The following is a 23,373-nucleotide window of genomic DNA, read 5'->3' as shown; positions in this document are numbered from 1 at the left end:
TCAGCCGTGGGCGGATTGGCGTCGAACCGAGCGTCTGCGAGCGAGTTCCCGGTACGTCCGCTGGAACAACGACGACGGTGCCTGCTCTGGATCCATCAGCTCGTTCTCGGCGAGGGGGTTCTCCTCGCCGTCGATGGCCTCCCGGTCGAACTCCACCAGCGTCTTGCCTTCTCCGCGAAGCGCATCGACGGTGGCCACCAGCGAATTGTGCTTCGTGAGCGCTTCCGTGAAGCCCTCGGTTCCGACGTCGAGGTGCTCGCCGAGGAGGCGATCGCGAACGTGCCGAATGCTTGCCCGGTGCTCATCGGCGGTGGCATCGTCATCGCGGATCTCGACGGCGAGGTCGCATTCGCTGTCGAACCCGAGCGAGCGGTTGTTGAGGTTGGACGAGCCGACCCGGAGCACGCTGTCGTCCATGATGAGGATCTTGGCGTGGACGTAGATCGGCTCACCCCCGGTGGTCACGGGGTGGAATGCACGGAAACGGTTGTGCACGTCCGCCTTCCACAGGAGCTTGAGCAATCGGTGGCGGGCACCGTCCATGGTCTGCTGTCCGAGCCAGCCTTCGGCGTTGCGTGGCAGCACCACCATGATTTCGGGTCCGTCGGACTCGCCGAGACGCTCGGCCATTGCTTCGGCGATGGTGCGTGATGCCAGATACTGGCTCTCGATGTAGAGATAACGCCGCGCACTCGCGATGGCCGCCAGGTAGAGCGCCTCGATCTCCCGCACCTCGTCGCGGCCCGGAATCTCCGGCAGTGTGCGTGCGACGGCCACGTCCACCGACTCCAGCGTGGGGACCAGTCCCTTGGGCCACTGGTCACCCTCGGAATCACCGGCTATCTGCTCGAGCGTTGTCCCGGTCGCGGCCTTCCACCGGTCGCGGGCCATCTCGCCGATCGCTCGCGCGGCGTCCCCATCGACCGCGGTGGTCGCGTCATGCCATGGGCCGTAGGACTTTCCGCTGGGTTTGGTCCGGAAGTCGTTGCTGTCCTTGTGGTCTGAGGTGTCCCACCGGTCGACCGTCATGTCGATGCCGCCGCAGAACGCGAGCTGGTCATCGATCACCAGGATCTTCTGGTGATGCGCGGCGCCCACCGGGTGCGCGCCGTCGAGTTCGAAGTGCAGGCTCTCGTCGGTCAGCCAGTTGTCGATGAAGATCGGGGCCATGCCCCGGGTCATGGCGGTCAGAGCGCCGAGATTCCACTTCAGCAGATGGATGTCGAGGCCGGGCCGGTGCTTCGGTAACCACTTGAGGAAATCGCCGAGACGATTGGGCCCTTCGAGGGTCTGGCCGCCCGGCTCGAGCTTGATGCGGGTGTCGAAGTCCCAGCCGATCAGAATGATCCGATGGCGTGCCTCGAGCATGGCCGACTTGGCGTAGAAGAAGTAGTCGGCGGCATCGATGATGCAGGCGAGGCGATCGGCTCGAGCGATCTGCCAGCAGGTGTCGCCGGGAACCAGCACTCGGCTGTCTTCGGTCACTGATGTCCTCGACTTCTTCGATGAATAGCGATGCTAAAAGTACATGGTCCTGTTGGACTCATCCATTCGGCGGCGCTGACCAGCGGTACGAGGGTCGTGAGGATGCTCAGTCGGTGACGGGAGCGGGTCGCGTCCCGCGAAGATGCCCGCTGACGTCGCCGATCAAATCGATGGTGACCACCCGTTCGGCGAACTGCCAGCCGTCGGCCGTTCTGGCGAATCGATCCCGGTACCGTCCGGCGATGATCGGCTGTAGCGACAACCCGGACACCGCCTGAATGACCGTGAAGTATGACCGCACGGCCGCCGACCCGCCGTCGATCTCGAGGTGGATGTTCGTCGTGACGTGCTTGGTGCGGGGTGTGCCGTCGGGACAGTAGGCGATCCATGCAGGCTTTGTGTACGAATACCGGCGTTGCAGTGACGGCGGACGAACACAAACCCTGCATGGATCGGGGAGGTCGCGGGATCAGCGCTCGCTGTCGAGCATGGCCATCTGCGCCTCGGCATACCGATCGCCGGCGACCGCATCGGGCGGAACCGCCGATTCGATGGTGGCCAGTTCGTCGGCAGTGAGATGGATGTCGAGGGCCGCCAGGGTTTCGTGCAGCCGAACCACCTTCCGGGCCCCGATGACCGGCACGATGTCGTCGCCCTGGGCTAGCACCCACGCGATGGCGAGTTGCGCCACCGTCACCCCACGTTCCTTTGCGATGGTGCCCAGGGTGTCGACCAGCGTCAGGTTTCTCGCGAGGTTGTCACCTTGGAACCGCGGGCTGTGCGCACGGAAGTCGTCGGCGGCGAAGGTGCTCGCCACCGAGACGCTGTCGCTGAGCAGGCCCCGCGACAACACTCCGTATGCCGTGATCCCGATCCCGAGCTCGCGCGCGGTCGGCAGGATGTCGGCTTCGATGCCCCTGGATATGAGCGCGTATTCGATCTGCAGATCGGCGATCGGATGCACGGCTGTGGCGCGACGGAGCGTCTCACTGCCCACCTCCGACAGCCCGATGTGCCGCACATATCCGGCCTGGACCATCTCGGCGATGGCGCCCACCGTGTCTTCGATCGGCACCGCGGGATCGAGCCTGGCCGGGCGGTAGATGTCGATGTGGTCGACCCCGAGTCGCGTCAACGTGTAGGCGAGGAAGTTCTTCACCGCCTCCGGTCGTCCGTCGAAGCCACCCCACCCGTTGTCGGGGGAGCGAAGTGCGCCGAACTTCACGCTGAGCTGGACGTCGTCGCGGCTACGGTCTCGCAGTGCCCGGCCGATCAGCATCTCGTTGTGCCCCATGCCGTAGAAGTCGCCCGTGTCGATCAGGTTGACGCCGGCGTCGATGGCGGCATGGATGGTGGCGATCGACTCGGCGTCATCGCTGGGTCCGTAGACGCCGGACATGCCCATCGCACCGAGGCCGATGCGCGAGACCGTGGGACCAGTTTTTCCGAGGGTTACCTGTTGAATGTTCATGCATTCACCTTCGGCCGGTTGCCGCCCCGGCGGCAGAGACCGGTCATCGGGGGACCGCCGATCCCTGGTTGAGGTGGCGCGCGAACGGCACAGTGGTGGATGTGAGTCAACGAATGGATCGCGCCGAGCTGGCCGATTTCCTGCGCCGGCGCCGCGCGGCCCTGGTGCCGCGCGATGTCGGGTTGCCCGAGGGTGTGCGCCGCCGCACGCCAGGCCTGCGTCGCGACGAGGTCGCCGTGCTGGCCGGGATGTCCACCGACTACTACACCCGGCTCGAGCAATCTCGTGGGCCGCATCCTTCAACGCAGATCGTCGCCTCGATGGCGCGGGCGCTGCGGCTCACCGATGACGAACGCGACCATCTCTACCTGTTGTGCGGGCATGCTCCGCCTCCGCGTATCGGCGGCGACTCCCACGTGGGTCCGGGCTTGCTGCACCTCCTCGACAAACTCGACGACATCCCGGCGTGCGTGATCTCCGACCTCGGCGAGACGCTGGCCCAAAACCGGATGAACCTGCTTCTCGTCGGCGATCAGTCGACGGTCACGGGTCTGGACCGCTTCCACACCTGGCGCTGGTTCACCGACCCCGCGACCAGGGAACGCTTCAATCCCGAGGACTGGGCTCGGATGAGCCACAAACACGTCAGCGATCTGCGAGCGATCGCGGCCAAGCGTGGCGACGACGCCACCGTCACCGAACTGGTCGGCGCCCTTCACACAGCCAGCGTTGAGTTCGCGGCGTTGTGGTCCGAACACCACGTGGCCACCCGGACCAGTGCTCTCAAACGGTTCATCCACCCGGAGGTCGGGGAGATCGCGCTGTTGTGCGAGACCCTTGTGACCCAGAAGGAAGACCAGCACCTGCTCGTCTACTTTCCCCAGCCGGGGACCGAGGCCAGGGAGCGACTGGACCTTCTCGGTGTCATCGGAACCCAGGCGCTCAGCGGTTAGAGTCGCTGGTGTGACTTCCACCTACACCGCACCTGTTGTCGCTGCCGGACTCATCGGTGGTTTCGCCGCCGCCAGGTACTCGGGACGCCGCGAACTCGGCGGGGTCGTCCTGGCCGCGGCCGGCGCCTGGAGCACCGCCCAGTGGTGGCAGACAAAGGGACCTGCTGTGGCGGCCCCGCTGCTCGGTGGCTATCTGTTCGCATTCGGGGCCTCCCATCCTCTCGCCAAGAAGATCGGCGCGTGGCCGTCGGTGCTGACCGTCACCGCGGCAACCTCTGCTGCCGCATACGCCCTCGGCGACCGCTAGTCGGGTCGCGAGCGTGATGACCCGCTGATGTCCGGCATCGCGCTCACCCTCGCGGTCATCGCTGTCCTGCTCGTCGTGGTGGCGGTGCTGGCCCTGCGCGTGCGCACCCGGCCGACGCTGACCACTCCCGCCGAACGCGTCGTGCACGCGACACTTCACACTGCGTCACTTGCGGCTGTCCCGTTACGCCGCGGCCTGGGCGCCGATTCGGCGGCCGAAGCAGCGCCGCATCTACGGGAGCTGACGTCTGCGGATGCCCTCGGACTCGCCGACGCGGACGGAACGCTCCTGGCCTGGACGGGGCCACACGAAGCTCTGACCGACTCCTTTGCCCAGGCCGCGGTGCGCGCCGCCGACGAAGGTCGCCGCATCCTCATCAAAGCCCCTGACCTGGATGAGCCCGGGGTGCGCGCGCTCATCGTGCAGCCGCTGCTGCTCGAGGATTCCGCGTCGGTGGGGGTGATGGGGGTGGTGACGCGCATCCAGCCGGGGCCGGGCATGTTGTCGGCGATCACGGAGGTGGCCCGATATGCGGGGAGCCAGATCGAACTGGCCGAACTCGATGCCTCGCGGGCCCGGCTCGACCGCGCCGAGGTGCGGGCTCTGCGCGCACAGATCAGTCCACACTTCATCTACAACGCGCTGAACACGGTCGCGTCCTTCGTGCGCACCGATCCCGATCAGGCGCGCGAGCTGATCCTCGAGTTCGCGGACTTCACCCGGTACTCCTTCCGGTCGGCAGGTGAATACACCGTGCTCGCCGACGAACTCCGGAACATCGATCGCTACCTCACCCTGGAGCGGGCTCGTTTCGGTAGTGCCCTGCAGGTCCGCCTGCAGGTGGCGCCCGAGGTGCTCAACGTGGTGCTGCCGTTTCTTGCCCTGCAACCGCTGGTGGAAAACGCGGTGCGGCACGGTATCTCGAGCAAACCCGACGGTGGCACGGTGACCATCGTTGCCGCCGACGAAGGCACCGACTGCGTGATCAGCGTGGAGGACAACGGCGTGGGAATGGACCCGGATCTGCTGCGATCGGGTGACCTCGACGCCATCGTGTCCGGTGCCACCGCAACTGCGACCGAGTCCGCACACGTGGGCCTGGCCAACGTCGACGACCGCCTGCGGGCAGCATTCGGCAACGACTACGGTCTGGTGGTCGAGACCGCGCCGGGAGCGGGAACCAAGGTGAGCATGCGGGTACCGAAATTCCGGCCGGGCATCTCCGCGTGAGAAGAACCGCGCGGACCGGTGTGCGTGGCACCATGGATGCGTTGTGACGCAGACACCGAACAGTCCAGGACGACCGGGCCGGCATGCGCTGACCGTGCTCGCCGTGGACGACGAATGGCCCGCGCTCGACGAGCTCAGCTACCTCCTGCGTGCCCAAGAGGCCGTCGGAGAAGTGCTGACCGCGGGCGATGCCACCACTGCCCTGAGATTGATCAAGGATCGACCGGGAGCGATCGACGCGGTGTTCCTCGACATCAACATGCCCGGTCTCGACGGCCTGGAGCTCGCGGGTGTGCTGGCCGCGTTCGCGCACCCGCCGGCCGTGGTGTTCGTGACCGCTCACGAGGATCGCGCCGTCAGGGCTTTCGACCTCGGGGCCGTCGACTATCTACTCAAACCACTGCGCGCGCAGCGGCTGGCGGAGTCCGTCCGCCGGGTGCTCGAGCACGGGGAGCAGCGGGGGCCATCGACCCCCGCAGCTTCCCGGCAGGACTCTGCGGCGGACGGCGACTTCGATGAGGTGATCCCGGTCGAGATGGGCGGGACCACCACGCTGGTGCCCCGGTCGACGGTGAACTGGGTGGAGGCCGACGGCGACTACACCCGTTTGCACACCGCCACCGGTTCGCACCTGGTCCGCATCCCCATCTCCACACTCGAGGATCGTTGGCGCGACGCCGGATTCCTGCGTGTCCACCGGTCCTATCTCGTGGCCTTGCCTCTGGTCACCGGCATCCGCACGGTGGGGTCGGGGACCGTGGTGTGCCTGCGTTCGGTCCGGGACGGGCGGCCGGTCGAACTCCCCGTCAGTCGTCGGCACACACGTGAGCTGAAGGACCGTCTGGTCCGGATTCCCCGGCAGACCCGGAATGCGCCGTGACGTCGCCCGCCGAGGGTCAGCCGCGGCCCCGTGAGCGGGTGGTACTCGCCAAGCGGCGCGGAGCCCGCCGGGTCCGGTCCCGGGTGGAGGTGCAAGAGCAGACCGAGGTCGGTGACGCCCTCATTCGCGGGTTGATGCGGGCGCAGCTGGGACTGGCTTTGCGGCTCGCCGGGTTCACCGTGGCGATGTTGTGCGCGATCCCGTTGCTGTGGGCGGTTTTTCCCGATCTGTCCGAGGTGACGGTGTGGGGGATCCGGCTGCCCTGGCTGGTTCTGGGAGTGGGCGTTTACCCGGTGCTCCTCGGGGTCTCGTGGATCTACAACCGGCTCGCCGACCGCAACGAACAAGAGTTCGCCGACCTGGTCGACGATTGACCGCTCGCCATGGAGACCATCACCGGACAATCGGTACCGACTGCGACCCTGCTGGCGCTGATCGCCGCGGCAGTGGCGACCGTGGCGATCGGGACGTACGGAGTGCGGCTGGCCCGCACCACTTCTGACTTCCTGGTCGCCTCCCGCAGTGTCGGACCGAACTGGAACGCCGCCGCGATCTCCGGTGAATACCTCTCGGCTGCATCCTTTCTGGGTGTGGCGGGCCTGATCGCGAAGTACGGAACCGACGCACTGTGGTATCCGATCGGATTCACCGCAGGCTACGTCGGACTGCTGTTGTTCGTCGCGGCACCACTGCGGCGATCAGGGGCTTACACCGTCCCCGACTTCGCCGAATTCCGGCTCGGGTCAACACTGTTGCGCAAGCTCGCCACCGCCGTGGTGGTGTTGATCTGCATCCTCTACATGGTCCCTCAACTCCAGGGTGCCGGACTGACCCTTAACATCCTGCTGGGTACGTCGCCGTGGGTGGGGGCAGTGCTGGTCGGGGTCATCGTGATCGCCAACGTGATCGGCGGCGGGATGCGGTCGATCACCTTCGTCCAGGCATTTCAGTACTGGCTCAAACTCACGGCCATCGCGGTACCGGCGATCGTGCTGGCGATCCACTTCTATGGAGAAGACCAGGAATTGGGGTCGGCGGCCCCTCCCACCGTCGCCGAACAGACCACCGTCGACGTCACCACCGACGTGGTGGTGCAGGTCAACAGCGACCTCTGGGTCACCGCGGACGGCACGGTCGACGGTGGTGAGGTGAGCGGCCCGATCAGGCTGACCGCGGGCGACCATGACGTCAGTGCGGGTACGTCTTTGGTGCTGGCGCCGGGTGCGGCCGTACCGGTGGTGTCGGGTGCGCCGGCCACGCACGATCAATGGGCCACTCCCGGATGGGGATTCGGGGGCGACCACCCGATGTATCAGGTGTATTCACTGATCATCGGCATCTTCCTCGGCACCATGGGATTGCCGCATGTCCTGGTCCGCTTCTACACCAATCCCGATGGGCGGGCCGCCCGCGCAACCTCATTGGCGGTGGTGGGTCTGCTGGCGGTGTTCTATCTGTTCCCCACCCTGCTCGGCGCTTTCGCTCGGCTGTGGGTGCCGCAGCTGCTGATCACCGGTGCATCCGACGCCGCGGTACTGCTCCTTCCTGGATCGGTGGTGTCCGGGCTGGGCGGGCAACTCCTGGCCGCTCTGGTGGCCGCGGGGGCGATCGCGGCGTTCCTGTCCACCTCGTCGGGGCTGCTGGTGAGTGTGGCCGGCGTGCTGAGTACCGATGTCTTGCGTGGTCGGGTCCGGGACTTCCGGATCGCCTCGCTGCTCGCCGGATTGGTGCCGTTGTTCCTCGCGGTGGCCGTGACGTCGATCGACCTGTCGCGCACGGTGGGCCTGGTGTTCGCGGTGGCCGCGTCGACCCTGTGTCCACTGCTGGTTCTCGGTATCTGGTGGCGTGGCCTGACGGCGGCAGGCGCCGCAGCGGGGTTGATCGTCGGCGGGGTGGTCGCCGGGGGTGCGGCGCTGGCCACGTCGATCACGGGCATCGCCGATGTCCTGCAGGAAGGCTGGATCGCCACGATCATCGGCTATCCCGCAGCGGTGAGTGTGCCCCTCGCGTTCGCTTCGATGGTGCTGGTCAGCAAGCTCACCCCGCACCAGATCCCAGCCGATGTCGGCCGACTGCTCACCAGGCTCCATGCTCCTGAACGCCTTGGTGTCGGCAAGGACCGAGAGGCGAATCTGCGGCCGGAGTAGGTGCCGTTCGTCGCGCTCAACCGACCGTTCATCGCACAGTTCGACAGCTCGCCGTGTGACTGCGGCCACATCCTTCTGCTGTGACCGGCATCTCACTAATGTCCGATACGAGCTTTTCCCTTCACCCCAGGAGTCGTCATGACCACATCCGACCTGAGCCCGGAGGCGTCGCCACAGCGACCCGCACCGGACGCGCAGGCATTCATCGACATGCAGGCCAGCCCTGAGTTCCAGGACCTGCGTCGCCGCCTACGCGTCTTCGTCTTTCCTCTGACGGCCTTTTTCCTCGCCTGGTACATGCTCTATGTCCTGCTCGCGACCTACGCCAGCGACTTCATGGCCACCAAGGTCTGGGGAAACATCAACCTGGGCATCATCCTCGGTCTCGGTCAATTCCTGACGACCTTTGTGATCACCGCCGTCTACGTCCGGTTCGCCAACCGTGACCTCGATCCCCGCGCTGCCGCGATCCGCGACGAGCTGGAAGGACCGCTCAAATGACCTCGCTCGCTGCAGGCGCCGCCTCTGTCGGCAACCCCGCGCTGAACATCGCCATCTTCGTGGCGTTTGTTGTCATCACCATGACGATCGTGATCCGCGCCAGCAAGACCACCAAGAAGGCTTCTGACTTCTACACCGGTGGCGGCCAGTTCTCCGGACCGCAGAACGGCTTCGCGATCGCCGGTGACTATCTGTCGGCCGCGTCGTTCCTCGGAATCGCCGGTGCCATCGCGGTTTACGGCTATGACGGCTTCCTCTACTCGGTGGGCTTCCTCGTCGCGTGGCTGGTCGCCCTGCTTCTCGTTGCCGAATTGCTGCGCAACACAGGCCGTTTCACGATGGCCGACGTGTTGAGTTTCCGGCTCCAAGAGCGCCCCGTGCGGATGGCTGCTGCACTGTCGACGCTGACGGTCTCGCTGTTCTACCTGCTCGCCCAGATGGCCGGTGCCGGTGGACTCGTGGCGCTGCTGCTCAACATCGACGGCAAGTTCGGTCAGGGCGTCGTCGTCGCGGTCGTCGGTGTGCTGATGATCGCGTACGTCCTCATCGGCGGCATGAAAGGCACCACCTACGTCCAGATGGTCAAGGCGGTGCTGTTGATCGCCGGCGCCGGCGTGATGTTCGTCCTGGTGCTGTTCGCCGTGAAAGGCAACTTCTCGCAGTTGATCGCCGATGCCCAAGCCACCGTGAGTGGTTCGGCGAGCGAAGCCGTCGCCGGTCGTGACATCGCCGCGCCGGGCGCCAAGTACGGCATCAGTGACATGTCCAAGCTCGACTTCATCTCGTTGGGCATCGCCCTGGTCCTTGGTACCGCAGGCCTGCCCCACGTGTTGATGCGCTTCTACACCGTGCCGACCGCCAAGGAAGCTCGTCGCTCGGTCACCTGGGCAATCGCCCTGATCGGCGCGTTCTACCTGTTCACCCTGGTGCTGGGTTACGGAGCCGCCAAGTCGGTGGGACCGGACAAGATCCTCGCGGCACCGGGTAAGGAGAATTCGGCGGCACCGTTGCTGGCGTTCGAACTCGGCGGAACCATCTTCCTGGCGGTGATCTCGGCGGTCGCCTTCGCGACGATCCTCGCCGTGGTTGCCGGCCTGGCGATCACCGCGTCGGCATCGTTTGCCCACGACATCTACGCCAGTGTCATCAAGCGCGGCAACGCCACCGAGGAACAACAGGTCCGGGTCTCACGCATCACCGTGGTCGTGATCGGCGTGGTCTCCATCGTCCTGGGCATCGCGGCCATGGGGCAGAACATCGCCTTCCTGGTGGCTCTCGCCTTCGCGGTCGCCGCGTCGGCCAACCTGCCGACGTTGCTGTTCTCGCTGTTCTGGAAGCGGTTCAACACCACCGGCGCACTGTTCAGCATCTACGGCGGTCTCATCACCTGCATCGGGTTGATCGTGATCTCGCCTGCGGTGTCGGGCAAGCCGACCTCGATGTTCCCCGACGCCAACTTCGACCTCTTCCCGATGTCGAATCCGGGCATCGTGTCGATCCCGGCCGGCTTCCTGCTCGCGGTGATCGGTACCTACATCGGCGGCCGTCGCAAGGAGAACGCTGCCAAGCAGGCCGAGATAGAAGTTCGATCGCTGACCGGAGTGGGCGTCGAGAAGGCAGTATCCCACTGATCCTTCTGCTCGCTCTGCTCGCTTTGTCGGACGTGGCCATCAGGCGGTAGTTCTTCCCTTCTCCTCACATCGCTGCGCCGGCTCGTCGGCAGTCCAGAACAACCGCGGCCACATCCTCCGAAAGACTCGGCCCCACCAACACAGGAATGGTGGGGCCGAGTCAGTTTGTTCGCAGGCTCCGGTTGAAGTCGGAGGTTATGTGGCCGTGCGGGTAGTTCCTCCGATTGCGGTCAGATGCTCGGGTTGCAGTTGGAGGAAGTCGCCGAAACCGGAGGGTGTGCGTGCCGTGGGGTAGATCCTCCGGCTTGGGTCAGTTCCTCCGGTTGCAGTCGGAGAAAGTCGCTGGAGTCGGAGGTTGTGCGTGCCTTGACCTCAGATCCTCCGGCTTGGGTCAGTTCCTCCGGTTGCAGTCGGAGGAAGTCGCTGGAGTCGGAGGGTGCGCGCCATGTCGGTCAGATGCCGGGGATGTCGGGTTTCCATCCCAGCCGCACCGACCGCTTGCACGTGTCCGGTGCGTCGCCGGCTCCGGTCAGCAGCGAGGTGAGCATCGCCGCACCGTGATGGATTGCCTGTGGTGGCAGTGGTCCGGTGACCACCAGCGACACCAGCCCATGCCCGACGATCCAGCACTGCGTCGCGAGATCGAGTGGGTCGACGTCATCTTGCAGCCGTCCATGGTCTCGGGCTCGCGCCACGGCCTGCACGAGATGCTCCAAGGTGTTGTCGGCGGCAGCGGGATCTTCCAGTGCGATGCCGTCTTCGAACATCACCCGGTAGAGGTCGGGGTTGTGTGCCGCATTGGTGACGTACGCAGCAGACAGTGCCACAAGGTCTTTGACCGGGTCGCGGGTGACCGGGACCTCTTGCAGAAGTGCTTCCAGCCGGGTGAACCCCTCCTGCCGCACCGCCATCCGCAGGCCGTCCATCCCGCCGAAGTAGGTGTACACCGCCATCGTCGAAACGCCTGTCCCGTCGACGAGCGCGCGCAGGGTGATGGATTCGCGCTGACCCAACATCACCGCAGCGCGCTCGACCAACAGGGCACGTACTGCCGGATCTCTTGTTCTGACCACTTCTCCACAATACATAACACTGCTATGGTTTGGAGGACCGCAGAACCTCGAGAAGGAGATTGCCATGCCCGTGACACTGATGAACCCTGATGGCTTGCCCAAACCCGATGTGTACCGGCAACTCTCGGTTGCCACCGGGTCCCGGATGGTGTTTCTCGCGGGACAGGTCGCTCGCGACGCCGATGGCAAACCTGTGGGGGAGGGCGACCTCGCCGCACAGGTGGAGCAGGCGTACCTCAACATCGCGACGGGTATGGCCGCGGCGGGTGGCACGTTCGACGATGTCGCCAAGCTGACCGTCTACGTGGTGGATTGGAGTGAGGAGAAGTTCCCGCTCCTCGGTGAAGGTGTTGCCCGGGCTGCGGCGAAGCTGGGGGTGGACCCCACCAAACCCATCACGCTTCTGGGTGTCGCGTCCCTGGGCGAGCCTGATCTGCTGGTGGAGGTCGAGGCCACCGCCGTCTTGCCCTGACGGCTCCGATGCTGGAGCGTCTCGCGGTAGGTCAGACGAGCAGTCGCCACAAACCGATCAGACCGACCAGCACAATCACGCCTCGCAATGCCGACGGTGACAACTTCCGGCCGTACTTGGCGCCGATCACTCCGCCGACGAGCGAACCGATGGCGATGAGACCGGCGGCGGCCCAGTCGATTCGGTCGAACGCAACGATGGTGTAGGTGACCGCGGCGACCACATTTACGATGAGGGAGAGCAGGTTCTTGGCGGCATTGAGGCGTTGCAGGTTGTCGGAGACGAGCACGCCCATCGCGCCCATCAGCAAAATGCCTTGTGCCGCAGTGAAGTAACCGCCATAGACACCGACGAGCAGTGTCGCCCCGGTGACCAGAGCCAGGCGCGTGGGACTGAGCACGGTGTCGTTGTTGTCGTCGACGGGTGCCGAGGCCATCCGAGAGGCTGTCCAACGCTGGATCCTGGGCTGAAAGATCACCAGCGCCAGTGCAAGGACGAGGAGCACCGGGACAATCGTCTCGAATGCCTTCTCCGGTAGGTGCAGCAGCAGCCAGCTGCCGATGAGTGCTCCGACGAACGAGGCGGGGATCTGCCACCGCAGCCGCGGCCACTGTCCGCGCAGTTCACGCCGGTAGCCCCACGTCCCCGATACCCCACCGGCCACCAACCCCACGGCGTTGGTCATCGTCGCGGTCACCGGGGCGAACCCGAACGCAACCAGGGTGGGGAACGTGATGAGTGTTCCGCTGCCGACCACCGCGTTGATCGCTCCGGCGCCCACGCCGGCGATCAGGATCGCGACCACTTCCCAGACAGACATTGCTTCACCGTGCCACGGGCGTCGAAGCGGGTTGGTAGCGGCCTCGCGTAGATGAGGCCGGCGTGCGATGACGCGGACGGGCAGTCCCCGGCCACGCCCGTGCCTGAACTAACGTGGGCCAGAAGGTTGTGATCGTCGGTTCGAGAGGGTGATGGATGTGGCGTGGCTGATCGTCGTCGCCGCGGTGGTCGTCGCCGTGCTGATGCTGCTCGGGGGCCTGTGGTTCGCCTACGACTCCAACAAGCGGGTGCGACGGTTCGCCCGCTCGACCGACCTGGTCCCGGGTAAGCAAGGGCGGGCGCCCGCTGAATGGACCACCGCCACCGTGCCCGAGGCCGTCCTACACCGACGCATCCGCTACGCGATGGGCCTGGTGTACGAGAACCCTTCCCTGCGCAGTGACGTCGAACTCCTGGCCGCACGAGGACGCCTCGATGATGCGGTGTTCGAGCTCGATGACCGACTCATCGCTGCCGCGGCGTCGCCGGAGAAGAGCGGCGACACGTTGCGCGACATCGGGTGGTCGGTGCGCTGGCTCGAGTTGCTTCCCGGCGAGATCTTCTACGCGTCGAAGACGAAGGCGCTCGCCGATATCGACGCGACGATCGCCAACCTGCGCCGTCCGGTCGAACCCCCGCCCGAGGAACCGGAGAATCCCGACGATCCGGACAACGACCGAATTCTCTAGCGGTCCTCCACAAGCGACGCCACGGCCTCTGCGACCGACAGGCAGGACGTCAGGCCGGGTGATTCGATGCCGAACAGATTCACCAGTCCGGGCGTCCCGTGTGCGGCGGGGCCTTGGATGAGGAAGTCGCTGTCCCCGTCTCCTGGGCCCGATAATTTGGGCCGGATCCCGCAGTAGGCAGGTACCAGCGAGTTGTCCGGCAGGCCGGGCCAGTAACGCCGGATCGCTGCGTGGAACTGATCTGCTCTGGCGGCGTCGACGTGGTAGTCGATGTGGTCGGTCCACTGGACGTCCGGCCCGAACCGAGCCTGGCCGGCGAGATCCAGCGTGAGGTGTACGCCGAGACCGCCGCCGACAGGTACGGGATAGACCAACTGCGAGAACGGAACTCGGCCGCTCTCGAGAACAAAGTAGCTACCCTTTACCAGAAATCGCTTCGGGATGGTCTCTGGTGGTACACCTTCGATGCCTCGTGCGACATCCCAGGCGCCGAGCCCGGCGGCGTTCACCACAGTTCTGCAGCTGATCGCCGTGCCGTCGAGCTCGATGGCGAGCTGCCTTCGCCCGATGTGCCCGCCCGTCATCCTGGTGCGCAGAGCGGTTGTCGTACCGGCGTCTTCGGCATCGCGATGCAGGCCCCTCATCAGTCCGTTGCTGTCGATGATGCCCGTCGACGGTGAGTGGAGCGCGCCCGCACAGTCGAGTCCGGGTTCGATCGAGGCCAGGTCGTCCCGGCTCAGCGGCCGAAGGTCGTCGACCCCGTTTGCGGCCGCTGCAGCCGCGATCGCGTCGAGGCGGGCGAGCTGGTCGGAATCAGTGGCCACGATGAGCTTGCCGATCCGCCGATGATCGATGCCCCGGTCGCTGCAGTAGCGGTACAACATCTGCCGACCGGCCACACAGTGCCGGGCCTTGGCGCTGTCCCGCGGGTAATAGATGCCGGCGTGGATCACCTCGGAATTGCGCGAGCTCGTCTGCGTGCCGATCGCATCCGCCTCGTCGACCACCACTACGTCCCGCCCGCCCAGCGCCAGGCGCCTCGCGACCGCCAAGCCGACCACACCTGCGCCGATGACCAGGCAATCGACGGTCACGGTCATGGTGTCAGTCTGACGCATCCGCACCCTGCCGGCGAGACTGTCCGGCCAGGTCGGCGGTCGAGCTGCTCTGGTATCTCCGTACCGTATAGTGATACGGTACGAACATGAGTGAACCGAGACCGAGTCGCAGCCGCCGAGCGGGCGGTGCGAGGCGCACGGCCGTGCTCGACCAGGTGATCGCGACACTCGCGGACCGCGGGTACGGCGGTACCCGCTACACCGACGTCGCCGCCGCATCGGGTGTGGCAGTGAGCACTTTGCAGGGCTATTTCGGGTCTCGCGAGGACATGCTGGTCGAAGCCTTCGATCGCGCCACTTCCATTGCGGTGGACGCAATGAACGAGTTCGCAGCTCAATTCGAAGATCCGTGGGAGCAGCTCGTCGCGATGGTCGACCGCGGCCTGGCCACGGACGTTGCCACCTGGCGAATGCTGATGGAGTTCTGGACGGCCGCCGCGCACGATGTCGAGTTGCAGCATCATGCCGCCACGCTCGCAGAGCAGTACCGCAAGCCCTTCACCGACGCTGTCCGGCGCGGGATTGACGCGGGTGACTTCCGCCCCCGCTTCAGCTCGGAAGCCATCATCGAGGTGGTCGTGGCGAACATCGTCGGCCTGCTGTATCCGGTTGTGCTCGAACATCTGTCAGCAACGGATGTCAACTACCGCGAGGTGGTTCTCGCCCAACTTGCATTCGCCCTCAACACATCAGAGCACAACCCGACCGACGTCTGAAGGACGTCTCGATGAGAAACAGGTGAAGTCATGTCCCACACCATCGTCAACCCCGAGGGGCTGCATGATCCGGTTCCGTTCGGGTACAGCCACACTGCGAGCGTTCCGTCCGGCGCAGAGCTGGTGTTCGTCGCGGGCCAATACGGATCGGGCCTGGACGGCATGGTCATCTCACCAGACTTCGCCGGGCAGGTGAAGCAGGCCTTCAGCAACCTCGGTGTCGCCCTCGCCGCCCACGGACTCGACCTCGGCAACGTTGTCCAACTCAGGACCTATGTGGTGGATCCCGACTTCGAGAAACTCGGGGTGATCGGCCAGGCAGTGCAGGGCAGCGGCGTCGCACCGCCGACGCAAACGGTCATCGGAGTTGCGGGACTTGCAATGCCGGACATCCTGTTCGAGGTCGAGGCGGTGGCCGCCCGGCCCTTGCCTGAGCAGACCTAGCCGAGGCTCCCCCGCGAAAGTGTCGACACCGCCTCGCCTTTGCGGTCGCGGGCCACGGACTTCACGATCTCCCCGGTGCGAACGGCGATGTTCGACAGCAGTGACGACGAGATGCCGTGCGTGTGTTCGGTCCCTCCCTGCAAAAAGATCCCGCCGGGCAGAGGTGAGGTGGTGATGAGGCGGTAATCGCGGGCGACCTGGGGTCCGGCAGCGTCGTACGCAACGCTGTTCGTCAGATCCCCCAAAATCTCCTTGAGGTCGAGCGGATCGAAACCGGTGGCGCACACCACCGCATCACAGACGATGTCCTCGGTGAGACCTGTCGGCTCGTGACGAACGGTCACCGTCACGTCGGTGTCCGATTCGACCACCTGGGTCACCTCGGAGGCGCCGTGGACGAACAGGCGGCGTTGCCCGCGCACTCGTTCGTCGTATTCGCGGGCGTACAACTCCTCGATGAGCGGGAGGTCCACCGCCGAGTAGTTGGTGCTGCGGTGATAGTTCTGCAGCCGACGCCGGAACTCGGGAGCCGACGAGTGGAAGTCGTTGACCGCGTTGGGATCAAAGATCCGGTTCGCGTACGGACTGTCGTCGGCGGGCGTGTATCCGTACTTGGCGAACACCGCGTGTACTTCCGCACCGGGATAGTTGGTGTGCAGGTATTCCGCGACCTCGGCTGCGCTTTGACCGGCCCCGATCACCAGGAAACTGTTGGCGGCGGGCTCGGGCAACTCGGCGAGGTGCGGGAGCAGTTGGTGGTTGTGGAAGACCCGCTGCGACGCTGTGATCCCCAGGGGGAGCCTGGCCACCAAGCCGGCTGCGACAACGATGTTCCGGGCCCTGATGATCCCGGCGTGCCGCCCTTCCACGTGGATCTCGAAGCAGTCTCTGGAGTTCTCGATGAGCACAGCCCGGGTGCCGTACGAGACGTCGGCATCGACTTTGCGAGCCGCCCATTCCAGGTAGTCGTGGAACTCGTGACGGGTGGGGAAGAATGTCTGGAAGTTGACGAACTCCGTGAGCCTGTTCGCCTCCGCGAGATAGTTCAGGAAGGTGTACTCGCTGCGAACGTTGCGCTGTGTCGCGAGGTCTTTGAGAAACGACACCTGCATCGTCGTGCGGGGCAGCAACATTCCAGGGTGCCAGCCGAACTCTTCTTTGCCCTCCACGAATCGGGCGGTGATCCGCTGGTCTGGGTCCAGTCCGGAGTTCAGTTCCTCCACTGCGATGGCGAGTGCGAGGTTCGACGGACCGAAACCGATTCCGAGGACGTCGACGACCTCCGTGTTGTGGTCATTCATTGCTCCGCGTCCCTTCCGTGTTCTTGGATCGTCCATGCCGCCCACATTCGGGCGAAAAGTCCTTCAGAAGCCAGCAGTTGGACTGGCGTTCCCTGTTCGATGACCGTGCCGCGATCGAGCACGACCACCTCGTCGCACTGCATCGCCTGATTGAGCCGGTGCGCCACCACCAACGTCGTTCGCCCGGCCGTGGCAGCAGCCGCCGAGCGCTCCAGATCCCGCGCGCCGAGACTGCCCGCCTCGGCGGTGGCCTCATCGAGTACGGCGATCGGCGGGTCCACCAGGACCAACCGGGCGAGTGCTATCTGCTGAGCCTGCGCATCGGTGAGCTGATGGCCGCCCTCGCCCACGACGGTGTTCAGACCACGGGGCAGATCGCGAACCCATTCGAGCGCCCCGATGGTGTCGAGTGCCGCACAGATCTCTTCGGCGTCGGCCGACGGTCTGGCCAGCCGGAGATCGTCGATCAGTGGTCCGGCGAACACATGGACCTCTTGACTGACCGTGGCCACGTGTTGCCGGACGGCGTCAGCAGGCAACGCGTCCAACGGGACGCCGCCGATCATCACCGAACCCGATGTCGGGGTGAGGTCTCCGGCGACCATGGCCGCCAGCGTCGACTTGCCTGCGCCACTCGCTCCGATCAACGCCACTCGGGTGCCCGCCTCGATGCGCAGATCGATCCCGCGAAGAACGGGCCGGCGTACGTCGTAGCCGAAATGAACGACGCGCACTTCGACGGTGCCTCCCCGAGGTGTCGCGCCGCCGACCTGAGTGTTGTCGGCCTGGGTGTCGGTGGGGGTGTCGGAATCGACGTCGGTCGAGATGGCCACGCCGATCAGCCGGGACAGGCCGGCCGCTGCGAGCTGAAGGTCGGCGAAGCTGTACAGGATCATGCCGATCGGATTGAAGAGTCGGTGGAACAGCAGCGCGGCGGCAGTCGTTGCACCCACCGACACGGCACCGTCCTCGACGAGCATGAAGCCCACCACCAGAACCGCTGCCAAACCCACGAACTCGGCCCGATTGACCCGGCCGACCATGCGGGTGAACACCGTGAACGCGGCGACGGAGATGTCGCGGGCCGCAGCGGACTTCGTCTCGACGATGCTCGCCTGCGACGACTCCAGTCCGTACGCGTGCACGGTGCGAAGACCGGTGAAGCTCTCCACCATGGCTTGGGACCGCTCGCCGACCGCACGCCGTTCGGCGGCGTAGCGCGGGGACGACCGAGGCAGGTACCAGTGCAGAGCCAGCGCGTAGAGCGGCAATGCGACTGCGCCTGCGAGACCGAGGCGCCAGTCGAGACCCACCATGGTGGCGATACTCACGGCGGTGAGGATGGTCGCGATCACCACCGTGGGCAGCACCGTGATCACGGCTTTGCTCACGGCCGCAACATCGTTGGTGACCCGGGACAGCAGGTCGCCTCGTCCGGCGTCTTCGATGACACGGGTGGGCATCCGGAGCGCCCGCCGGACCACGCTCTCGCGGAGGTCGGCCAGTAGCGCGGCGCCCAGAGATGCCACCGAGTAGACCGACAGTCCCGCAGCCACTCCGCCCACCAGCGCGGCGGCAGCGGCGACGGCGGCGATGGACAACAGGACGGAGGTCCCGGCACCGGCGACCACACGATCGACGAGCACTCCCAGGGCCAACGCCGGAGTCACGGATGCGATTGCGGCGAGGGCGGATACGGCGATGACACGGGCCACCGCCGCACGGTGGTGGGCCAGGGCAGCGGCGAGCCACGACCTTGTCTGTCGTCCGGTAGCGACCGGGAGGACCCGGGTGTCCTCGTGCAACTCTGGGGTCATCGCAGGACCGCCTCGCGGTACCGATTGTCCATGGCGGTCAGATCGGCGTGCGCGCCGTCGCGTTCGGCCCGGCCTCCGTCGACGAGCACAACACGGTCCATCACCGACAGCAGCGTTGGGCTGCTGGTGATCACCACAGTGGTGCGGTCGGCTCGTCGCTGATGCCGGAGACGATGGACATGGTGCGCCACAGTGCGTTCGGTGACGGCGTCGATCGAAGTGGTCGGGTCGTGCAAGACCAGGACAGCGGGGTCGGCGAGCAGTGCGCGGACAAGTGCCAATCGCTGTCGCTGCCCTCCCGACAACGAGTAGCCACGGTCCGCGACCACGTGATCGAGGCCGTCGGTGTGGGCCGCGGCCACGTCTTCACCCGCCACGGTCCGCAACACCTCGCCGACCGCGATGGGGTCGAGGTCGTCATTGCCGGCGCGGAGATTGTCCAAGACGGATCCCGTGAAGAGGTCAGTCGCGTGGGGAGCGATCAGCAGTGGTCGCGGCCGTTCGAATGTGTCGGTGCGATCGGCGGGCACATCCGACACCCACACGCCCCCGGCACGGGGAGTGGAAACGCCGGACATCAGGGCGAGTATCGCGTGGGCGTCGTGGGCGCTGGTGGCGACGATGCCCACGCATTCACCGGGTTTCACGATGAGGTCGAGGCCGCGCAGGCTGTCGTACTCGACACCCCGGAACTCGATGCCGTGGGGTCCGGGTCCGAGCGGCATGGTTGCCCGGGACTTCACCACGTCGGCGTCCGATATGAGCGCGAGTCGTTCGGCCGATGCGCGGGCGGTGGACACCTTTCCCGGCAACATCGAGAGCACGGCAAGGGGCTCGAGGAAGAACTGCGCGATCCCCAGCACGGTGACGAGCTCCCCGACGCTGATCCGGCCACTGAGCGCGAACCATCCGGCAGCGGTGGCGACGCCCACCGCGAGGATCGCGCTGATTCCTGCGGCCGCCCCCATGAACATGCCCTGCCCACGCGCTGCGCGCCGCATGGCGACCAGCGCATCCTGGCTCGACTTCTGGTAGCGCGCCGCGGCCGCTTCCTCGGCTCCGATACCGCGTAGCGGTCTCAGACCGGCGATGAGGTCTGCCGCTGATCCCGACGTCTCGGCCACGCCCTGTTGTTGAGTGATCATCTGCCGGGTCAAACCCGGTGCGGTGAGCTGTAATCCGAGCAGCAGCACCGGCACACCGACGAACACGGCCAGCCCGAGTGGGATGTCGATGACCAGCAACGCGCCGCCGCACACCGCGACGGCGGCCAGGGCACCCGCCGCCTGTGGCAGGTACCGGAGCAGTGCCGCGGTTTCGTCGGCATCGGTGCCCGCCACCGCCATCAGTTCCCCGCTACGCAGGTCGGTGTCCAGCATCGCGCGGTCGAGCACGCGGCGGGTGGCATGAATACGTAGCCGATGCGCCTGATCGAGGGCGGCACGCATCGCGAGCCGTGCGCCCAGTCGGTAGCAGATCGTCAGCGCCACGAACACCGCGGCGAGCCAGGTGATTCCGGTGACGAGGGAACCAAGATCGCCGTTGGTCACCGCCCGGTCGACGATCACGCCGATCAGCACGGGGACCGCAACCTCACAGGCCTGATGGAGGCACAGCAGAAGTGCTGCGCCGGATAACAGCGGGGCGTTACTTCGCACACTGTCGCGGAGAATGGTTGCACCGGAACGTGTGTGCCGAGGCCTCATGTCAGTGTTCTCCGCCGACGAGTATCACGTCGGACCGGCGGGCGAGATGACGGGCGATGGAGGGGCCGGTGAGACGAAGCGCGGCGGGGCTGCACATCTGCCAATGGGTGAACGGGATGGCAAGCGTGGAGATCTCGCCTTTCACATGCGACAGCCATGAGTCGGCGGCAGCCGTGGACCCCGGTGAATCACCGTCAGCAGTGACGAAGAGCAGGTCTCCGGTGTAGATGCCCGGTGAATGCTCCCGCAGCAGTGCGCTGTTGTGCTCGGCGAAGTCGACCAACCGCTGAACCTGATGACGCTCGATGCCGTGTGGCAGGTCCTCGATCACCGCGAGCACGTCGGTGAGGGAATCTGCGGACATCGCTCCCAGTTGCTCCAGTACGGCACCGTCGAATCCCAGTCCTGCCAACAGGTCTCCCGCGTGAAGGGATTCGCCGCCTGCGGATTCCGGTGGTGTCGCGAAGCTGTCCAGCATCACCAAGGCGGCCACTTGACCACCCTGTTCTTCGATCAGCACAGCCATCGCATGTGCGAGGACGCCGCCGAGTGACCAGCCGAGCAGATGGTAGGGGCCGTCGGGTTGTATCCGCCGGATCTCCGCGACGTAGCGTGCGGCCGTCGCCTCTATCGACCGTGGTGACTCGCTGTCGTCGGTCCCGGGTACCTGGATGCCGTAGATCGGCCGATCCTCTGGCAGATGATGCACCAGAGGTCGATAACACCAGGACAATCCGATGATCGGGTGTATGCAGAAGAGCGGTGCTGCCGATCCGGTGCGGCGGATCGGCAGCACCACGTTGAGGGCGGCGTCGTCCTGAACGGGATCGGTCATATCGATCCGTCGGGCCAACGCCATCGGGGTGGGGTCGGCGAACAGCCACTGCAGCTGGACTCGTCGGCCCAGTTGCTCGCCGATCGAGCCGACCATGGCGATGGCCGACAGGGAGTTGCCGCCGAGTGCGAAGAAGTCATCGTGCACGCCGACTTGCTGTCGTTCGAGTGATCGAGCGAAGGCAGCCGCGACGACGACTTCGGTACGTGTGCTCGGAGCTCGGTACGGAGTCCGCGATTCGAAAGTTGCTGCGGGCAGACGTGGTTCGTCGAGTTTTCCGGTTGGTGTGACCGGGATGCCGGCCACCGCGACTATTGCGGCAGGCACCATGTGCCGGGGAAGGAACTCGCTGACGAACCCCACGAGGTGCTCGGTGTCCGGCGGGTTCGAGTGTGTCGATGGCACCACATACGAAACCAGGGCCGGCTCGCCGGTGGGGGTGGCGGTGCCGACGGTGACGGCTTGTCCGACCGCCGGATGTTTCAGCAGAACCGCGTTGATCTCGTCGAGTTCTATTCGATGCCCACGAATCTTGACCTGGCTGTCGGTGCGTCCGTGGTAGCGCAATCGCAGATCTGCAGTCCAGGCGACCACATCGCCGGTGCGGTACATCCGGTCGCCCGGCGCGCCAGATGGATTGGCGACAAACCGTTCTGCTGTCAGGCCAAATCTGCGGTGGTAGCCGCGGGCCAGACCGGGTCCGGCGAGATAGAGCTCGCCGGGCACCCCGACCGGTACCGGATTCAGGCGGTCGTCGAGCACGAGGAGCTTGAATCCGTGCACTGCAGCGCCGATGGTGACCGGCTCGCGTGGCCGCAGATTGCCGACGGTGGCGATGTCGGTGGCTTCGGTCGGTCCGTATCCGTTGCGCATGTGTCGGCCGGCAGCCCACCGGTCGACCAGCGCTGTAGACACTGCCTCACCGCCGACTCCCAGCACCATGACATCGGGAAGGTCGTCGGAAGCGAGCGCGGCAAGCATGGTGGGTGTCATCAGGGCGTGGGTCACTCGCTCCGACCGGATGAAGTCGCCGAGCGAGGCCGGTGACAGGTGCGGGGGTGAGATGACGAGGGTGGCGGCTGCGGAGAGTGCGGCGATTTGTTCGCCGATGGCCATGTCGAAGCTGGGTGAGGTGTTGTGGAGGAATCTCGAGTGGGGTTCGACGAGGTAGTTGTGTTTTCTTTCGGCGGCGAGGTTGGCCAGTCCGCGGTGGGTGATGACAACACCTTTGGGGGTTCCGGTGGAGCCGGAGGTGTAGATCATGTACGCCGGATGATCCAGCGAGACTCGGGGTTTCGACTGGAGCGGGACGACATGTTCGCGGCCGGTGAGCTGTTCGTCGATCACCAGCCACTGCACCGTGTCGGGCAGCTGGGATCGGAAGTTGCTGGTGGTGATGCCCAGTCGGGCGCCCGAGTCGGTGAGCATGTGCGCGATGCGGTCGGCCGGATAATGCGGATCCACCGGGACAAACGCCGCACCGGTCTTGGCAACCGCCCACATACTGCGCACCGAGTCCGCAGACCGGGGCAGGGCGATGGCGACGAAACGTTCTGGTGCGGCGCCATGTTCCTGCAGGACTCGGGCGCAGTTGTCGGCCCAGGCGTCGGCTTCTCGATAACTGTGCGCACGGCCATCCCAGATGAACGCGGCGTCGTCGGGGCGTTGCCGCACGGCCGTGTCGATCAGTTCGGCCATCGACGCTGCCGGAACAGATGCCGGGCCGCGTACGGGCACCAGCTTCGCGTTCTCCTCCGCGGTCAACAGCGGCAGGTCGG

The 23,373-nt window shown here is 65.9% G+C and carries 22 protein-coding genes; 12 read left to right on the top strand and 10 right to left on the bottom strand.

Going from position 1 to position 23,373, the window contains the following annotated elements:
• The 3 genes from W823_RS33720 to W823_RS33715 all read right to left on the bottom strand — a co-directional run bounded on the left by W823_RS33720 (position 1) and on the right by W823_RS33715 (position 2,956).
• Positions 1 to 1,485 (bottom strand): phospholipase D-like domain-containing protein, encoded by a 1,485-nt coding sequence (locus W823_RS33720; protein WP_023954578.1) that lies wholly within the window; start codon positions 1,483 to 1,485, stop codon positions 1 to 3.
• A gap of 106 nt (positions 1,486 to 1,591) precedes the next feature.
• Positions 1,592 to 1,870, bottom strand: a complete 279-nt coding sequence (locus W823_RS57005) for a nuclear transport factor 2 family protein (protein ID WP_255326126.1) — start codon at positions 1,868 to 1,870, stop codon at positions 1,592 to 1,594.
• A gap of 84 nt (positions 1,871 to 1,954) precedes the next feature.
• Entirely contained in the window at positions 1,955 to 2,956 is a 1,002-nt protein-coding gene (locus tag W823_RS33715; RefSeq protein WP_023954576.1) for an aldo/keto reductase, read from the bottom strand.
• Positions 2,957 to 3,069: 113 nt separating this feature from the next.
• Here W823_RS33715 and W823_RS33710 point away from each other — a divergent pair, with 113 nt between their 5' ends.
• The 8 genes from W823_RS33710 to W823_RS33675 all read left to right on the top strand — a co-directional run bounded on the left by W823_RS33710 (position 3,070) and on the right by W823_RS33675 (position 10,605).
• Complete coding sequence (locus tag W823_RS33710; RefSeq protein WP_023954575.1) at positions 3,070 to 3,909, top strand: helix-turn-helix transcriptional regulator; 840 nt, start codon at positions 3,070 to 3,072, stop codon at positions 3,907 to 3,909.
• Positions 3,910 to 3,919: 10 nt separating this feature from the next.
• A complete protein-coding gene (locus W823_RS33705) occupies positions 3,920 to 4,216 on the top strand; it encodes a hypothetical protein (RefSeq protein WP_023954574.1) in 297 nt (98 codons plus the stop codon).
• Positions 4,217 to 4,243: 27 nt separating this feature from the next.
• The gene (locus W823_RS33700) at positions 4,244 to 5,446 is read left to right on the top strand and encodes a sensor histidine kinase (protein WP_023954573.1); all 1,203 of its coding nucleotides are present in this window, start codon (positions 4,244 to 4,246) and stop codon (positions 5,444 to 5,446) included.
• A 43-nt stretch (positions 5,447 to 5,489) separates the two neighbouring features.
• Complete coding sequence (locus W823_RS33695; RefSeq protein WP_235189351.1) at positions 5,490 to 6,326, top strand: LytTR family DNA-binding domain-containing protein; 837 nt, start codon at positions 5,490 to 5,492, stop codon at positions 6,324 to 6,326.
• Positions 6,323 to 6,700: a membrane protein gene (locus W823_RS33690; RefSeq protein WP_023954571.1), complete on the top strand. Its 378-nt coding sequence runs from the start codon at positions 6,323 to 6,325 to the stop codon at positions 6,698 to 6,700. Before W823_RS33695 ends, W823_RS33690 begins: the two co-directional genes overlap by 4 nt.
• Positions 6,701 to 6,709: 9 nt before the next feature.
• The gene (locus tag W823_RS33685; RefSeq protein WP_023954570.1) at positions 6,710 to 8,473 is read left to right on the top strand and encodes a cation acetate symporter; all 1,764 of its coding nucleotides are present in this window, start codon (positions 6,710 to 6,712) and stop codon (positions 8,471 to 8,473) included.
• 138 nt (positions 8,474 to 8,611) lie between these two features.
• Positions 8,612 to 8,974, top strand: a complete 363-nt coding sequence (locus W823_RS33680; protein ID WP_023954569.1) for a DUF485 domain-containing protein — start codon at positions 8,612 to 8,614, stop codon at positions 8,972 to 8,974.
• Positions 8,971 to 10,605 (top strand): cation acetate symporter, encoded by a 1,635-nt coding sequence (locus tag W823_RS33675; RefSeq protein WP_023954568.1) that lies wholly within the window; start codon positions 8,971 to 8,973, stop codon positions 10,603 to 10,605. Before W823_RS33680 ends, W823_RS33675 begins: the two co-directional genes overlap by 4 nt.
• A gap of 452 nt (positions 10,606 to 11,057) precedes the next feature.
• Here the strand turns inward: W823_RS33675 and W823_RS33670 are convergent, their stop codons facing one another.
• Positions 11,058 to 11,678 (bottom strand): TetR/AcrR family transcriptional regulator, encoded by a 621-nt coding sequence (locus tag W823_RS33670; protein WP_023954567.1) that lies wholly within the window; start codon positions 11,676 to 11,678, stop codon positions 11,058 to 11,060.
• 64 nt (positions 11,679 to 11,742) lie between these two features.
• Here W823_RS33670 and W823_RS33665 point away from each other — a divergent pair, with 64 nt between their 5' ends.
• The gene (locus tag W823_RS33665) at positions 11,743 to 12,150 is read left to right on the top strand and encodes a RidA family protein (RefSeq protein ID WP_023954566.1); all 408 of its coding nucleotides are present in this window, start codon (positions 11,743 to 11,745) and stop codon (positions 12,148 to 12,150) included.
• 31 nt (positions 12,151 to 12,181) lie between these two features.
• Here the strand turns inward: W823_RS33665 and W823_RS33660 are convergent, their stop codons facing one another.
• Entirely contained in the window at positions 12,182 to 12,970 is a 789-nt protein-coding gene (locus tag W823_RS33660; protein WP_023954565.1) for a sulfite exporter TauE/SafE family protein, read from the bottom strand.
• 151 nt (positions 12,971 to 13,121) lie between these two features.
• On the opposite strand from W823_RS33660, the gene W823_RS33655 reads away from it, so the two are divergent.
• Positions 13,122 to 13,658: a hypothetical protein gene (locus W823_RS33655; protein ID WP_023954564.1), complete on the top strand. Its 537-nt coding sequence runs from the start codon at positions 13,122 to 13,124 to the stop codon at positions 13,656 to 13,658.
• Here W823_RS33655 and W823_RS33650 read toward each other — a convergent pair.
• Complete coding sequence (locus W823_RS33650; protein ID WP_031331232.1) at positions 13,655 to 14,758, bottom strand: NAD(P)/FAD-dependent oxidoreductase; 1,104 nt, start codon at positions 14,756 to 14,758, stop codon at positions 13,655 to 13,657. The two genes, W823_RS33655 and W823_RS33650, sit on opposite strands and share 4 nt — an antisense overlap.
• Positions 14,759 to 14,862: 104 nt before the next feature.
• On the opposite strand from W823_RS33650, the gene W823_RS33645 reads away from it, so the two are divergent.
• Both W823_RS33645 and W823_RS33640 read left to right on the top strand, forming a co-directional pair.
• The gene (locus W823_RS33645; protein WP_031331231.1) at positions 14,863 to 15,492 is read left to right on the top strand and encodes a TetR/AcrR family transcriptional regulator; all 630 of its coding nucleotides are present in this window, start codon (positions 14,863 to 14,865) and stop codon (positions 15,490 to 15,492) included.
• 30 nt (positions 15,493 to 15,522) lie between these two features.
• Positions 15,523 to 15,936, top strand: a complete 414-nt coding sequence (locus tag W823_RS33640) for a RidA family protein (protein WP_023954561.1) — start codon at positions 15,523 to 15,525, stop codon at positions 15,934 to 15,936.
• Here W823_RS33640 and W823_RS33635 read toward each other — a convergent pair.
• From W823_RS33635 to W823_RS56200, 4 genes are read right to left on the bottom strand one after another with little or no spacing between them, the layout of a single operon-like run.
• Positions 15,933 to 17,237 carry a lysine N(6)-hydroxylase/L-ornithine N(5)-oxygenase family protein gene (locus W823_RS33635; RefSeq protein ID WP_023954560.1) on the bottom strand — a complete coding sequence of 435 codons (1,305 nt, stop codon included), beginning with the start codon at positions 17,235 to 17,237 and terminating at the stop codon, positions 15,933 to 15,935. The genes W823_RS33640 and W823_RS33635 overlap by 4 nt on opposite strands.
• Positions 17,234 to 19,054 carry an ABC transporter ATP-binding protein gene (locus W823_RS33630; protein WP_023954559.1) on the bottom strand — a complete coding sequence of 607 codons (1,821 nt, stop codon included), beginning with the start codon at positions 19,052 to 19,054 and terminating at the stop codon, positions 17,234 to 17,236. The genes W823_RS33635 and W823_RS33630 overlap by 4 nt, the downstream gene beginning before the upstream one ends.
• On the bottom strand, positions 19,051 to 20,760 hold the full coding sequence (locus W823_RS33625) for an ABC transporter ATP-binding protein (protein WP_023954558.1): 1,710 nt from the start codon (positions 20,758 to 20,760) through the stop codon (positions 19,051 to 19,053). Before W823_RS33625 ends, W823_RS33630 begins: the two co-directional genes overlap by 4 nt.
• 1 nt (position 20,761) lies before the next feature.
• The gene (locus W823_RS56200; RefSeq protein WP_023954557.1) at positions 20,762 to 23,359 is read right to left on the bottom strand and encodes an amino acid adenylation domain-containing protein; all 2,598 of its coding nucleotides are present in this window, start codon (positions 23,357 to 23,359) and stop codon (positions 20,762 to 20,764) included.
• Positions 23,360 to 23,373: the final 14 nt, after the last annotated feature.

It is taken from the genome of Williamsia sp. D3, from assembly GCF_000506245.1.
Lineage (GTDB): Bacteria > Actinomycetota > Actinomycetes > Mycobacteriales > Mycobacteriaceae > Williamsia > Williamsia muralis.
The sequence above is the reverse complement of the archived record's forward strand: the minus strand, read 5'-3'. Positions and strand labels throughout refer to the sequence as shown.